Annotated in this window: 15 protein-coding genes; 14 read left to right on the plus strand and 1 reads right to left on the minus strand. The window is 48.7% G+C overall.

Annotated features, from left to right (window positions below):
* Positions 1 to 68: 68 nt before the first annotated feature.
* Positions 69 to 1,175: a hypothetical protein gene (locus tag ACESTD_RS16295; RefSeq protein WP_373159017.1), complete on the minus strand. Its 1,107-nt coding sequence runs from the start codon at positions 1,173 to 1,175 to the stop codon at positions 69 to 71.
* A gap of 172 nt (positions 1,176 to 1,347) precedes the next feature.
* Here ACESTD_RS16295 and hpt point away from each other — a divergent pair, with 172 nt between their 5' ends.
* The 14 genes from hpt to ACESTD_RS16365 all read left to right on the plus strand — a co-directional run bounded on the left by hpt (position 1,348) and on the right by ACESTD_RS16365 (position 13,466).
* Positions 1,348 to 1,884 carry a hypoxanthine phosphoribosyltransferase gene (gene hpt / locus ACESTD_RS16300; protein ID WP_098032552.1) on the plus strand — a complete coding sequence of 179 codons (537 nt, stop codon included), beginning with the start codon at positions 1,348 to 1,350 and terminating at the stop codon, positions 1,882 to 1,884.
* Positions 1,885 to 1,926: 42 nt separating this feature from the next.
* Positions 1,927 to 2,499, plus strand: a complete 573-nt coding sequence (locus ACESTD_RS16305; protein ID WP_005823672.1) for an adenylate kinase — start codon at positions 1,927 to 1,929, stop codon at positions 2,497 to 2,499.
* 14 nt (positions 2,500 to 2,513) lie between these two features.
* Positions 2,514 to 3,695, plus strand: coding sequence for a GTPase ObgE (gene obgE, locus ACESTD_RS16310; protein ID WP_005823673.1), 1,182 nt, complete (start codon positions 2,514 to 2,516; stop codon positions 3,693 to 3,695).
* The gene (pgeF, locus tag ACESTD_RS16315; RefSeq protein WP_009037100.1) at positions 3,692 to 4,519 is read left to right on the plus strand and encodes a peptidoglycan editing factor PgeF; all 828 of its coding nucleotides are present in this window, start codon (positions 3,692 to 3,694) and stop codon (positions 4,517 to 4,519) included. Before obgE ends, pgeF begins: the two co-directional genes overlap by 4 nt.
* A complete protein-coding gene (locus ACESTD_RS16320) occupies positions 4,519 to 5,184 on the plus strand; it encodes a B3/4 domain-containing protein (protein WP_151853005.1) in 666 nt (221 codons plus the stop codon). The genes pgeF and ACESTD_RS16320 overlap by 1 nt, the downstream gene beginning before the upstream one ends.
* Entirely contained in the window at positions 5,185 to 5,904 is a 720-nt protein-coding gene (locus ACESTD_RS16325; RefSeq protein WP_005823679.1) for a M23 family metallopeptidase, read from the plus strand.
* Between the two features lie 9 nt (positions 5,905 to 5,913).
* The gene (locus tag ACESTD_RS16330) at positions 5,914 to 6,915 is read left to right on the plus strand and encodes a PhoH family protein (RefSeq protein ID WP_373159016.1); all 1,002 of its coding nucleotides are present in this window, start codon (positions 5,914 to 5,916) and stop codon (positions 6,913 to 6,915) included.
* A gap of 26 nt (positions 6,916 to 6,941) precedes the next feature.
* Positions 6,942 to 7,883, plus strand: a complete 942-nt coding sequence (locus ACESTD_RS16335) for a phosphoribosylaminoimidazolesuccinocarboxamide synthase (RefSeq protein ID WP_151853003.1) — start codon at positions 6,942 to 6,944, stop codon at positions 7,881 to 7,883.
* A gap of 89 nt (positions 7,884 to 7,972) precedes the next feature.
* Complete coding sequence (gene ubiE / locus ACESTD_RS16340; RefSeq protein WP_117958571.1) at positions 7,973 to 8,710, plus strand: bifunctional demethylmenaquinone methyltransferase/2-methoxy-6-polyprenyl-1,4-benzoquinol methylase UbiE; 738 nt, start codon at positions 7,973 to 7,975, stop codon at positions 8,708 to 8,710.
* Positions 8,711 to 8,740: 30 nt separating this feature from the next.
* Positions 8,741 to 9,487, plus strand: a complete 747-nt coding sequence (locus ACESTD_RS16345) for a shikimate dehydrogenase (RefSeq protein WP_117958572.1) — start codon at positions 8,741 to 8,743, stop codon at positions 9,485 to 9,487.
* A complete protein-coding gene (locus tag ACESTD_RS16350; protein ID WP_016272586.1) occupies positions 9,487 to 10,482 on the plus strand; it encodes an alpha/beta hydrolase in 996 nt (331 codons plus the stop codon). Before ACESTD_RS16345 ends, ACESTD_RS16350 begins: the two co-directional genes overlap by 1 nt.
* Before the next feature lie 40 nt (positions 10,483 to 10,522).
* Entirely contained in the window at positions 10,523 to 11,431 is a 909-nt protein-coding gene (locus tag ACESTD_RS16355; RefSeq protein ID WP_016272585.1) for a YgcG family protein, read from the plus strand.
* Between the two features lie 171 nt (positions 11,432 to 11,602).
* On the plus strand, positions 11,603 to 12,184 hold the full coding sequence (locus tag ACESTD_RS16360; RefSeq protein ID WP_005835359.1) for a LemA family protein: 582 nt from the start codon (positions 11,603 to 11,605) through the stop codon (positions 12,182 to 12,184).
* Positions 12,185 to 12,296: 112 nt separating this feature from the next.
* Positions 12,297 to 13,466: an AIR synthase-related protein gene (locus tag ACESTD_RS16365; RefSeq protein WP_005835357.1), complete on the plus strand. Its 1,170-nt coding sequence runs from the start codon at positions 12,297 to 12,299 to the stop codon at positions 13,464 to 13,466.
* The last annotated feature ends 2 nt before the right edge of the window (positions 13,467 to 13,468 follow it).

A 13,468-nucleotide genomic window follows, 5' to 3' on the forward strand; every position in this document is an offset into this window, starting at 1 on the left:
TTAATTAACTTTGCAAAACCTATCGGGTGGTACACGTTTCAAATGCTACCCGGGTCCCTTTTCAAGTGTTAGCTACATTCGTTAAGGCCTGCTTCCTGGGCTATGACTTTTAACTCACCATTCAATGCGGAACGTCTCTCCTTATAATATTTGATTTCTGCACCGGTATACTTGTCTATGATTTCTTCTGCTAATGGCACTAGAGGAATGATAGCCCTGGCACCGGTTTTCTGCTGGACGATAGATATTGTACCGTTCTCCTCATCCCTCTCGTTATCACCGTTGAAGAACTTATACATGTCACTGATACGCTGACCAACTAGACACTGAAGTACGAACAAGTCCTTTATCTCCGTTTTCTTTTTGATTTGATTCTCGGTACCGCTCGGTTGGTACTCATAGAGTTGTTTAATCTGCTCTTCTGTCAGTGCTACTTCCTTATTACGCGCCAGTTCCTTGTTGGATTTGTCTTTCACAAGGTCAAAGCTTTCAAGATTACTCTCTTCCCACTTGAAAGGAATGTCAAGTCGTTTGGAAACCTCTCTAAGCACCCCAAAGAATGTACCTTTGATAATATTCTTTATGGTAGAAGCTTTCTTACCTTCCTTATTGTCCTCCTTACCCTCTTCAATCAAGTGTTGCTGGTATTTGGTGAATGTATCCAGGTTCATACTTTCCCAAATGTCGGGTATGGAGTTCTCGTCCAGAAACCGTTTGAACTTGTTGATATTGGATCGGTACTGGATTTTGGAACTATCCACGATATCCTTCTCCTCTACGATCTGTTTCATGATGAAGGTAGCTGGTTTCTCCGTTTTTTTCTTCATAGTATCCTTATAGATATATTGTTTAAGTAAAATGATGGCCCTGCGTTCTATCTCCTCAGGGTGGTCGCAAAGGTACTGCTTGTATTCCGAAAAATAAAGTTTCAGTTTGCCAATCTTTTCATTGACGATGGTATTGTTCTCGTTATCCAGCTCAGTTAACCGGCAACTGATATAAGCCTCCTGTTTCTTGACGTTCCACTGGTCCGGATATACCCTTACTCCAGTAGAAAGTTTTATCTGCTTGTTCCTGACGCGTGCTACAAAATAAACGTTCGTCGGCTTTTCGGACTTGGGTTTTCTAAGGTTGAATTTGCATCCGATCTCGTTGATGAAAAACTGTGCATTCATAAGGCGGTTCTTTAAGTTCGTTCTTTTTTTACGTTCTTTAATCCCGTTCTTTTAAAGCACTAAGTGACGAAACCGATTAATTTATAGCCCTTTGAGAATATACCAGAACAAAACTTTTCACTTTCGAACAAATATCGTATTTTTGCGGCAACTTTCTAAAAACATCCCATCTATGGATACCATACAAATAAAAGACAAGATGTTCACAGTCTCCATCAAGGAGCAGGACATACTGAAAGAAGTAACCCGTGTAGCGAACGAAATCAACCGCGACCTGGCAGGAAAGAATCCTCTATTCCTCAGCGTACTGAACGGTTCGTTCATGTTTACCGCCGATTTGCTGAAACGAATCACGATTCCCTGCGAAATTTCGTTTGTCAAATTGGCATCTTATCAAGGAATATCCTCTACCGGGGTAATCAAAGAAGTAATAGGCATCAATGAAGACCTCACAGACCGTACAGTGGTCATTGTAGAGGATATCGTAGATACGGGACTCACCATGCAACGCTTACTGGACACCCTCGGCACTCGCGGTCCCAGGGAGATTCATATTGCCTCTCTACTGGTGAAACCCGATAAGCTGAAAGTTGATTTGAACATAGAATATGTGGCCATGAATATTCCGAACGATTTCATCGTGGGCTACGGGTTGGATTATGACGGCTTCGGGCGCAACTATCCCGACATTTATACTGTAGTAGACTGATACAGACATAATATAGTAAATCATTAAATAATAACTAAGCAAATGTTGAACATTGTAATTTTTGGTGCTCCCGGTTCAGGTAAGGGAACACAAAGTGAAAAGATTGTAGAAAAGTATGGCATCAACCACATCTCTACCGGAGACGTGCTCCGTGCTGAAATGAAAAACGGTACAGAACTGGGCAAGACTGCTAAAGGTTATATCGACCAGGGCCAGTTGATTCCCGATGAGTTGATGATTGATATTCTGGCAAGCGTATTCGACAGCTTCAAGGATAGCAAAGGCGTGATTTTCGACGGCTTCCCCAGAACAATCGCCCAGGCTGAAGCATTAAAGAAGATGCTCGCCGAACGCGGACAGGAAGTCAGCGTAATGCTCGACCTCGACGTGCCCGAAGAAGAACTGATGAAACGCCTTATCAAGCGCGGACAAGAATCAGGACGTGCAGACGACAATGAAGAGACAATCAAGAAGCGTCTGGTGGTTTACCACTCACAGACAGCTCCGCTGATTGACTGGTACAAGCAGGACGGCAAATACCAACACATCCAGGGCTTCGGCGTATTGGAAGAAATCTTTGCCGATGTTTGCAAGGCTATTGACGCAGTGAAATAACAATAAAACAGAATATGGCTGAATCGAATTTTGTTGACTACGTAAAAATATATTGCCGCTCCGGAAAGGGCGGACGAGGTTCTACGCATATGCGGCGTGAGAAATACATACCCAACGGAGGCCCCGACGGAGGTGACGGAGGACGAGGAGGCCATGTCATCCTGCGGGGTAACCGCAACTACTGGACGCTACTCCATCTGAAGTACGATCGCCACATCCTGGCAGGTCACGGAGAATCCGGTTCCAAAAACCGCAGTTTCGGAAAAGACGGAGCGGACAAGGTGATTGAAGTGCCCTGCGGCACGGTGGTGTACAACGCCGAAACGGGTGAATATATCTGCGACGTCACCGAGCACGAACAAGAAGTCATCTTGCTGAAAGGCGGACGCGGAGGTCTGGGTAACTGGCACTTCAAAACCGCCACACGCCAGGCTCCCCGCTTTGCACAACCGGGCGAACCGATGCAGGAGTTGACGGTAATCATGGAACTGAAGCTGCTGGCAGACGTCGGTCTGGTAGGTTTCCCCAATGCAGGAAAATCCACTTTACTGGCATCCGTTTCTGCGGCGAAGCCCAAAATCGCCAATTATCCGTTTACAACGCTGGAACCCAATCTGGGCATCGTGTCCTATCGCGACAGCAAATCGTTTGTGATGGCAGACATTCCCGGCATCATCGAAGGAGCCAGTGCCGGCAAAGGCTTAGGATTGCGTTTCCTGCGCCACATCGAGCGCAACTCATTGTTGCTGTTCATGGTGCCTGCCGACAGTGACGACATCCGTAAGGAATACGAAATCCTGTTGAACGAGCTTCGCACTTTCAACCCCGAAATGCTGGACAAACAGAGAGTGCTTGCCGTCACCAAATGCGACATGCTCGACCAGGAACTGATGGACGAGATAGAGCCGACACTGCCCGAAGGGATTCCGCATATATTCATCTCTGCTGTCTCCGGCATGGGCATCTCTACGCTGAAAGACATCCTTTGGGAAGAGCTGAACAAGGAAAGTAATAAGATAGAAGGCAAAGTGGACAGCATTGCCCATCGCGCCAAAGACCTCAGCCACCTGCAGGAAGAATTGAAAGAAGAGGGTGAGGACGAGGACCTCAGCTATGAATACGTCAACGACGACGAGGACATAGAGGACCTCGAGGACTTTGAATACGAAGAAGATTGGGAGGAAGATAAAAAATGATTCCTCTTACAGAAGATAGGAAAATGTTGGGATATGAGCTGCTTGCCTCATATCCCGGCATTTCTTGTTTTGTAACCACCCGCCACGGTGGATGCAGCCAAGGTAACTATGCCTCCCTCAACTGTACACCTTACACGGGAGACGAAGCCGAAGCTGTACGCCGCAACCAGGAAATAGTATGTTCTTCCCTGCCCCAACGCCCCCAAGAACTGGTCATCCCGTTTCAGACCCACGGGACAAAGGCACTTGTCATTGACGGAACTTATCTGCATGCAACAGCAGAAGAACGCCACTCCATGTTGCAGGGCATTGATGCACTGATAACCCGTGAACCGGGCTGCTGCATCTGCATCTCTACGGCAGACTGCATTCCCATCCTGCTCTACGACCGGAAGAATGCCGTGATAGCCGCTGTTCATGCCGGATGGCGCGGCACTGTGAATTACATCCTCGGCCACACACTCGACAAGATGCGTGCCCGCTATGGCACAGAGGGCAAAGAAGTGATAGCCTGCATCGGCCCCGGCATCTCCCTTTCCGCCTTCGAGGTAGGCGACGAAGTCTATGAAGCATTCCGCAAGAACGGTTTCCAGATGGATTACATCTCCGAATGGAAACCCGCCACCCACAAATACCATATCGACCTATGGGCTGCCAACCGACTGCAACTACTGGACTTCGGAGTACCTTCCGCACAAGTGGAGACAGCCAATATATGTACTTTTACCCAATATGAAGAGTTTTTCTCGGCACGCCGGATGGGTATCAAATCCGGAAGGATATTGTCGGGAATCATGTTAACCCATTCAAACGGATTGCATTAATGTATCATATCACACTTTCTAAAGAAATCAAGCAGAATTGCCCCGAATTCCGCGGTGCAGCCGTATTTGCCGAAGTGACAAATACCCCATATTGCGAAGGGTTGTGGCAAGAAATCGCAACTTTCACCCAAGAGCTAAGAGCCCGTGAAACCACGGACAGCATCAAGTACCAACCCGTCATTGTCGCCACCCGCGAAGCCTACAAACGTTGCGGCAAGGACCCCAGCCGCTACCGTCCCTCGGCCGAAGCACTGAGACGGCGACTGCTGCGCGGATTGGAACTCTATCAGATAGATACGTTGGTAGACCTTATCAACCTTGTCTCCCTACGTACGGGCCACTCTATCGGCGGATTTGATGCCGACGAGATACAAGGGACCGACCTTGAGCTAGGCATAGGACGTGCCGAGGAATTGTTCGAGGGTATAGGCCGCGGCATGCTGAACATAGAAGGGCTGCCCGTCTACCGCGACCGTATAGGCGGTATCGGTACCCCGACCAGCGACCACGAACGCACCAAGATGAAACTTGAAACCCGCCATATCCTTGCCATTGTCAACGGCTACAACGGGCAGGAAGGTCTGAAAGAAGCAGCCGAAATGATATTGGAACTGTTGGAGAAATATGCTTCCTCTACCAGTGGGACTATACAATATTTTGAATAAATGAGAATCCGTATTCTTGTCCCTCTCCTGCTTATAGCCCTTGGTGCCACGGCACAAGGGAAGAAAACGGTCTTTTCCACCATGGAAACCAACCATATCCGCGTTGCCACTCCGGGACTGTTTTCGCAAAGAGAACTGATAGAGCTACCTTTGGAGGACATTCCGGACACGGAATACTCCTTTCCCCTGCCTGGAGGAAAAGTCATCTCCCCTTACGGACGGGGGCGGGGACGCCACAGTGGCATAGACATCAAGACCTACGCCAAAGACACCATACGGAGTGCCTTCAACGGCGTAGTACGGATGTCCAAGCCTTATAGCGCCTACGGCAATGTCGTCGTCGTACGCCATGACTTCGGACTGGAAACGATATACAGCCACAACTTCAAAAACCTTGTACATTGTGGCGACACAGTCAAAGCCGGACAGCCCATCGCACTGACCGGACGCACCGGACGCGCCTCTACTGAGCATCTGCACTTCGAGACACGCGTCAACGGGCAGCACTTCGACCCCAATATTATCTTCAACATGAAGGAACAGACGCTGAACCGACAACGTATCGGATGCTCAAAAAAAGGAAACGGCATCGTCGTGCAACAATTACCGACAATCTACCCGAAGCCACTGCAAAAAAAATACCCAATGGAACTGTTTAAGTATCCAAACGTTTCACTACATTTGCAGAACGTTTCACTAAAAGAACGAATTGAACTTTAAAACATATCAATGATAGAAAAACTGATTGTTCTTGAAGATATTGACCCGGTAATATTTTATGGCGTAAACAACGCCAACATGCAGCTGATAAAGGCCTTGTATCCCAAGCTTCGCATCGTTGCCCGCGGCAATGTCATCAAAGTATTGGGTGATGAGGAGGAAATGTGTGCATTCGAGGAGAACATCACCAAGCTGGAGAAATACTGTGCCGAATACAACTCTTTGAAAGAAGAGGTCATTATAGACATCATCAAAGGCAATGCCCCGCAAGCAGAGAAATCGGGCAATGTCATTGTATTCAGCGTAACCGGAAAGCCGATTATCCCGCGCAGCGAGAACCAGCTGAAACTGGTGGAGGCTTTTGCCAAGAACGACATGCTGTTTGCCATCGGTCCTGCCGGTTCCGGAAAGACTTATACTGCCATCGCGCTTGCTGTGCGGGCACTGAAGAACAAAGAAATCAAGAAAATCATCCTCAGCCGCCCCGCTGTAGAAGCCGGAGAAAAGCTCGGTTTCCTGCCCGGTGACATGAAGGACAAGATAGACCCGTATCTGCAACCGCTCTATGACGCCCTGCAGGACATGATACCTGCTACCAAGCTGAAAGAGTACATGGAGCTGAACATCATCCAGATTGCCCCCCTCGCCTTTATGCGCGGACGCACACTGAACGATGCCGTCGTCATTCTGGACGAAGCGCAGAACACCACCACCCAGCAAATCAAAATGTTCCTCACCCGCATGGGAATGAACACCAAGATGATTGTCACGGGAGACATGACGCAGATTGACTTGCCTTCCTCCCAGACATCCGGTCTGGTGCAGGCACTCCGTATTCTGAAAGGAGTGAAAGGCATCATCTTCGTGGAACTGAACAAGAAAGACATCGTAAGGCATAAGCTTGTCACCCAAATTGTGGAGGCCTACGAAAAGTTTGACAAAGAAGCAAAAGCGGAGCGCGAAAGACGCAAGGCCGAACAAGCCGATAGCAAGATTGAACAGAAACAGTAAATTCTCAAATCGTAAATATTACAAAGATGAAAGCATTAACAAAAACAGATTTCAACTTTCCCGGACAGAAAAGTGTCTATCATGGAAAAGTTCGTGATGTGTACAACATCAATGGCGAGAAGTTGGTCATGGTAGCTACCGACCGTATCTCAGCCTTCGACGTAGTATTGCCTAAAGGCATTCCTTTCAAGGGACAAATGCTGAACCAGATTGCAGCCAAGTTCCTGGATGCCACCACCGACATCTGCCCCAACTGGAAAATGGCTACTCCCGACCCGATGGTGACGGTAGGCGTGATGTGTGAAGGATTCCCCGTAGAAATGATTGTACGCGGTTACCTCTGCGGCAGTGCATGGCGCGCTTACAAAAGCGGTGTCCGTGAAATCTGCGGTGTGAAGCTGCCCGAAGGAATGAAGGAGAACCAGAAGTTCCCCGAACCCATCATCACCCCGACTACCAAAGCCGAAATCGGCGAACACGATGCCGACATCTCCAAAGAAGAAATCCTGGCACAAGGACTTGCCACGCCCGAAGAATATGCCGTATTGGAAAAATACACAATGGCTCTCTTCAAACGCGGTACAGAGATTGCAGCGGAACGCGGATTGATTCTGGTAGACACCAAATACGAATTCGGCAAGCACGACGGCAAGATTTATCTGATGGACGAAATCCATACCCCGGACTCCAGCCGTTATTTCTACTCCGAAGGCTACGAAGAACGTTTTGCCAACGGCGAACCGCAGAAACAACTTTCCAAGGAATTTGTACGCGAATGGCTGATGGACAACGGTTTTCAGGGTAAGGAAGGACAACAGGTACCGGAAATGACAGACGAAATCGTTACTTCAATCAGCGAACGTTACATCGAACTGTACGAACACATCACCGGCGAGAAATTCGTAAAGGAAGATACCGACAACATTGCCGAACGCATTGAAAAGAATGTAACTAATTACTTAATGTGATAATATGCCAATGTGCTAATGACCTTGCGGCATAATAGCGCAGCCAATTAGCACATTGGCATATCAGCACATTAGCACATAAAAAAATCATGGATTACCCCCAAGAACACATCAAGCCCTACGGCGCTGACGGTAAGAAGAGCGAACAAGTGGAAGAAATGTTCGACAACATCGCTCCCGCCTACGACAAGCTGAATCACACCCTATCCATGGGTATTGACCGCAGCTGGCGCAGGAAGGCAATCAAATACCTCCTTCCTTTCCACCCCCAACGTATCATGGACGTAGCTACCGGCACCGGTGATTTCGCCATCCTTGCATGTCGCGAACTGCAACCCGATGCTTTGATTGGTACCGACATCTCGGAAGGCATGATGAATGTGGGGCGCGAAAAAGTAAAACGGGCGCACCTCTCGGACAAGATTTCATTTGCCCGGGAGGACTGCACCTCTCTCTCGTTTGCCGATGAGAGTTTCGATGCTGTAACCGTAGCGTTCGGCATCCGCAACTTCGAAGGGCTGGATAAAGGACTGTCCGAAATGTGCCGCGTACTGACGGCCGGCGGACATCTCGTCATACTGGAACTCTCCACACCGGACCGCTTCCCGATGAAACAACTGTTTACCATTTACTCCAAAGTCGTTATCCCCCTGCTCGGTAAATGTATTTCGAAAGACAACAGCGCCTACACCTATCTGCCGGAGAGCATCCGCGCCTTCCCTCAAGGAGAAGTGATGCAGGAAGTTATCCGCAAGGCCGGTTTCAGTGAAGTACACTTCAAGCGGCTCACTTTCGGAATATGCACGTTGTATACAGCCAGAAAATAATCATTAATTCCCCTTTAACACACCCTCATTATGCAGAAATACGGTTTAATAGGTTACCCGTTGAAACATTCCTTTTCCATCGGATATTTCAATGAGAAATTCACGGCAGAAAATATTGATGCAGAATATGTAAATTTCGAAATTCCACGTATCGAGGATTTCATGGAAGTTATCGAGGAAAATCCCAACCTCTGTGGACTGAATGTGACTATCCCTTACAAGGAGCAAGTCATCCCCTACCTGGACGAACTGGACAAAGACACAGCCAAGATAGGCGCCGTCAATGTCATTAAGATTATCCGCCTTTCCAAAGGCAAAGTGAAACTGGTTGGCTACAACTCCGACATCATAGGATTTACACAATCCATAGAACCACTTTTGCAACCACATCACAAAAAAGCCTTGATTCTGGGCACCGGCGGCGCATCGAAAGCCGTATATCGCGGGCTGGAGAACCTGGGTATAAAAAGTACCTTCGTATCACGCGCCAAGAAAGAGGATAAATACCTCACTTATGAGGAACTGACACCGGAAATCATGCAAGAGTACACAGTGATTGTCAACTGTACCCCAGTAGGCATGTATCCCAAAGTGGACTTCTGCCCCAACATTCCTTACGAGCTACTGACTCCCAACCATTTGCTCTACGATTTGTTATATAATCCAAACGAAACCCTCTTCATGAAGAAAGGCCAGGCACAAGGAGCCGTCACCAAGAACGGACTGGAGATGTTGCTGCTGCAGGCCTTTGCTGCATGGGAAATTTGGAATAAATAATGAAGAAAGCCATAAAATATTCGATTCTCGGTCTGGCTGCCCTCTGCACCGTACTGTTGTGCGGAGGGTACTATATGCTGGGCTATTCCCTGAAACCGGACGACCTCGTTTCACGCAGCCGCAACATAGCCGCATCCTACGATTTCATGTACGAGCGCTATCCCGAACTGCACCCCTGGGTGGATAGCCTGATGACCGCAGGAGCACTGAAGGACTTCTACATCGAGAACGACCGCGGAGAGACGCTGCATGCACTCTACGTTGCCGCCGCCCACCCCACCCTCAAAACAGCAGTCATCGTACACGGATATACGGATAATGCCGTGCGCATGCTGATGATAGGCTATCTGTACAGCAAGGAGATGGGGTTCAACATCCTGCTGCCCGACCTTTACGGACACGGGATGAGCGAAGGGAACCATGTACAGATGGGCTGGAAAGACCGGCTCGACGTGTTGCAATGGACCGAGACCGCCGATGAGCTTTTCGGACGCAACCATGCGGACAGCATAGCGTCCCGCAGTACAAAGATGGTAGTACACGGCATCTCCATGGGAGCCGCCACCACCATGATGGTATCCGGCGAAGTGGAACACGGACAATACCAACAGCCATTCATCAAGTGTTTTGTGGAAGACTGCGGTTACACAAGCGTATGGGATGAGTTTCGCGGGGAGTTGAAAGAACAGTTCGGACTGCCCGCTTTCCCCCTACTGCATACTGCAAGCTGGCTTTGCCGGCAGGAGTACGGGTGGGACTTCCGCGAAGCTTCTGCCCTGGAGCAAGTAAAGAAATGTACTTTGCCGATGCTCTTCATCCACGGTGATGCCGACACCTTTGTACCGACGTGGATGGTTTATCCCCTCTATGAAGCCAAGCCCGAACCCAAAGAATTATGGATTGTACCCGGTGCCACACATGCCATGTCTTACAAGGATTATCCGCAGGAATACACCGAGCATGTAAAGAAATTCGTAGGGAAATACATACATTGACGTGATTTTTCCTATCTTCGCCGCAACAAATATTGGTAGTATGAGACGATTTATTTCTATAGCATCCTTCTTATGCCTGCTCTTATCCTTGCAGGCACAAGAAGTCTACACCACTAAGAATATTCCTAAAGTACACCTTCAGGACAAGACACGCTATGTGTGCAACCCAGCCGGAATCCTATCAACGGAGGCATGTGACAATATAGACCGTATGCTCTATGCATTGGAGCAGCAGACTGGTATTGAAACGGTAGTTGCCGTTGTTCCCTCCATCGGACAAGAAGACTGTTTTGATTTCTCACATCAGCTGCTCAATGAATGGGGAGTAGGGAAAAAAGAGAAAAACAACGGTTTGGTCATTCTGCTGGTAACCGACCAACGCTGCATCCAGTTTTATACGGGATACGGCTTGGAAGGGGACCTTCCTGATGCCATCTGCAAACGCATACAGACCAAATACATGATTCCCTATCTGAAAGACGGTAATTGGGATGCCGGAATGGTAGCGGGTGTAAAGGCAGTCTGTTCACGTCTTGACGGCACTATGGTGAATGACACGGAAGAGGAGGATGACCTCTCCGTAGGAGGTATCCTACTGGGGCTTATCGGTTTCCTCGCAGTGGCATCTATTATAGGCATCCTTGCCCAACGCGCTGCCAACAAATGCCCCAACTGCGGACAACATAAATTGCAACGTAGCAGCAGCGTACTCATCTCACGCCGCAATGGAGTGAAAACGGAAGATGTGACCTACACCTGCCGCAATTGCGGACATAAAGTAGTGCGCCGCCAGCAGTCATACGATGAAAATTACCGGGGAGGAGGCGGAGGTGGTCCGGTCATCTTCGGTGGTGGAGGTCTCTTCGGCGGAGGTGGCGGAGGAGGCTTCAGCGGCGGCAGCTTCGGAGGCGGTATGGGAGGTGGCGGTGGAGCCGGTTCCCGGTTCTAACGCCGAGGATGTGTCATCTGTGTGCCATCAACCGTTTTGACACACCTTCGAGGATACTGGAAGAAAATAAAACGTTTACATAGAATATAATTAAATGATTAATAACTGCCTTCCCCTCCTCCCCTCTCTCTATCGGAGAGGAATCGGAGGTGAGGCCTAAAAATGAAAAGTATGAAGAAATCAACCATTATCATTATCGTTGTTATAGCTCTTCTCGCCATTTGGGGGGTAACTGGCTATAACGGACTCGTAACCATGGACGAAAATGTCAGCGGACAATGGTCGAACGTAGAAACCCAATACCAACGCCGTGCCGACCTGATTCCGAACTTGGTGAATACCGTGAAAGGATATGCCACGCACGAGAAGGAAACACTGGAAGGTGTAGTAGAAGCCCGCAGCAAAGCCACTCAAATCAAAGTGGATGCTGCAGACCTTACTCCGGAAAAGCTGGCTGAATATCAGAAAGCACAAGGTGCGGTGACTTCCGCCCTCGGTAAATTGCTTGCCATCACGGAGAACTATCCGGACTTGAAAGCAAATCAGAATTTCCTGGAACTGCAGGCACAGCTGGAAGGTACGGAAAACCGTATCAACGTAGCACGTACCAACTTCAACAATGCAGCCAAGAACTTCAATACAGCCATTCGCCGTTTCCCCAAGAATATCCTTGCCGGTCTCTTCGGTTTTGAGAAACGAGCTTATTTCGAAGCGGCAGAAGGAGCGGAACAAGCTCCCCAGGTACAATTCTGATAAATACACAACTCTATAGCGAGGCACAAAGGCGAGAAACTTTGTGCCTCGCTTTGTGTTGTAGAAGATTAGATGTATCTTTGCACATTCAATTGAACAAACCTATTATCTCATGAGTAATCAACGATACATGATGCGAGGCGTCAGCGCATCAAAGGAAGATGTGCACAACGCCATCAAGAATATCGACAAAGGTATTTTCCCGCAGGCTTTCTGCAAAATTATCCCCGACATTTTGGGCGGTGACCCGGAGTATTGCAACATTATGCATGCCGATGGAGCAGGCACCAAGTCCAGTCTTGCCTATATGTACTGGAAGGAAACCGGCGACCTGGGTGTGTGGAAAGGCATTGCACAAGATGCACTGATTATGAACATCGACGACCTGCTTTGTGTGGGTGCGGTAGACAACATTCTGGTATCCTCTACCATCGGACGTAATAAACTGCTCATCCCCGGCGAAGTAATCTCAGCCATCATCAACGGTACGGATGAACTGCTTGCCGAACTCCGCGAAATGGGAGTAGGCGTTTATGCCACCGGTGGCGAAACAGCCGATGTGGGCGACCTTGTACGTACCATTATCGTAGACTCGACAGTGACCTGCCGCATGAAGCGCTCAGATGTTATAGACAATGCCAATATCCGTCCGGGCGATGTGATTGTAGGTCTGGCATCTTACGGAAAGGCTACTTATGAGAAAGAATACAATGGCGGTATGGGCAGTAACGGACTGACCAGCGCACGCCACGATGTATTCTCCAAATACCTGGCAGAGAAATACCCTGAAAGCTATGACAAGGCTGTACCCGAAGAGCTGGTATACAGTGGCAAGCTAAAACTGACAGACAGTGTCGAAGACAGTCCGCTGGATGCAGGAAAGCTGGTACTTTCCCCCACCCGCACCTACGCACCGGTAGTTAAGAAACTGCTTGATGCGCTCCGTCCCCAAATCCACGGTATGGTACACTGCTCGGGCGGCGCACAAACCAAGGTACTGCACTTTGTGGGAGACAACTGCCGTGTCATCAAAGACAATCTCTTCCCCGTTCCACCGTTGTTCAAGACCATCAAGGAGCAGAGCGATACGGACTGGAGCGAAATGTACAAGGTGTTCAATATGGGGCATCGCCTGGAAGTGTACCTCTCTCCCGAACATGCAGAAGAGGTGATTGCTATTTCGAAGAGTTTCAACATTGATGCACAGATTGTAGGCCGCGTGGAAGAAAGCGACAAGAAAGAACTGATTATCAAGAGCGAATTCGGAGAGTTCAAGTATTAAAT

Origin of the sequence: Bacteroides sp. AR20 (assembly GCF_964250605.1) — a bacterium.
In the GTDB taxonomy this organism is placed as follows: Bacteria; Bacteroidota; Bacteroidia; order Bacteroidales; family Bacteroidaceae; genus Bacteroides; species Bacteroides uniformis.

Excerpts from the sequence above, each read along its gene's own strand:
- ACESTD_RS16295 (WP_373159017.1), bottom strand. The coding sequence starts at position 1,175 with ATGAATGCACAGTTTTTCATCAACGAGATCGGATGCAAATTCAACCTT.
- hpt (WP_098032552.1), top strand. The coding sequence starts at position 1,348 with ATGGATACCATACAAATAAAAGACAAGATGTTCACAGTCTCCATCAAG.
- ACESTD_RS16305 (WP_005823672.1), top strand. The coding sequence starts at position 1,927 with ATGTTGAACATTGTAATTTTTGGTGCTCCCGGTTCAGGTAAGGGAACA.
- obgE (WP_005823673.1), top strand. The coding sequence starts at position 2,514 with ATGGCTGAATCGAATTTTGTTGACTACGTAAAAATATATTGCCGCTCC.
- pgeF (WP_009037100.1), top strand. The coding sequence starts at position 3,692 with ATGATTCCTCTTACAGAAGATAGGAAAATGTTGGGATATGAGCTGCTT.
- ACESTD_RS16320 (WP_151853005.1), top strand. The coding sequence starts at position 4,519 with ATGTATCATATCACACTTTCTAAAGAAATCAAGCAGAATTGCCCCGAA.
- ACESTD_RS16325 (WP_005823679.1), top strand. The coding sequence starts at position 5,185 with ATGAGAATCCGTATTCTTGTCCCTCTCCTGCTTATAGCCCTTGGTGCC.
- ACESTD_RS16330 (WP_373159016.1), top strand. The coding sequence starts at position 5,914 with ATGATAGAAAAACTGATTGTTCTTGAAGATATTGACCCGGTAATATTT.
- ACESTD_RS16335 (WP_151853003.1), top strand. The coding sequence starts at position 6,942 with ATGAAAGCATTAACAAAAACAGATTTCAACTTTCCCGGACAGAAAAGT.
- ubiE (WP_117958571.1), top strand. The coding sequence starts at position 7,973 with ATGGATTACCCCCAAGAACACATCAAGCCCTACGGCGCTGACGGTAAG.
- ACESTD_RS16345 (WP_117958572.1), top strand. The coding sequence starts at position 8,741 with ATGCAGAAATACGGTTTAATAGGTTACCCGTTGAAACATTCCTTTTCC.
- ACESTD_RS16350 (WP_016272586.1), top strand. The coding sequence starts at position 9,487 with ATGAAGAAAGCCATAAAATATTCGATTCTCGGTCTGGCTGCCCTCTGC.
- ACESTD_RS16355 (WP_016272585.1), top strand. The coding sequence starts at position 10,523 with ATGAGACGATTTATTTCTATAGCATCCTTCTTATGCCTGCTCTTATCC.
- ACESTD_RS16360 (WP_005835359.1), top strand. The coding sequence starts at position 11,603 with ATGAAGAAATCAACCATTATCATTATCGTTGTTATAGCTCTTCTCGCC.
- ACESTD_RS16365 (WP_005835357.1), top strand. The coding sequence starts at position 12,297 with ATGAGTAATCAACGATACATGATGCGAGGCGTCAGCGCATCAAAGGAA.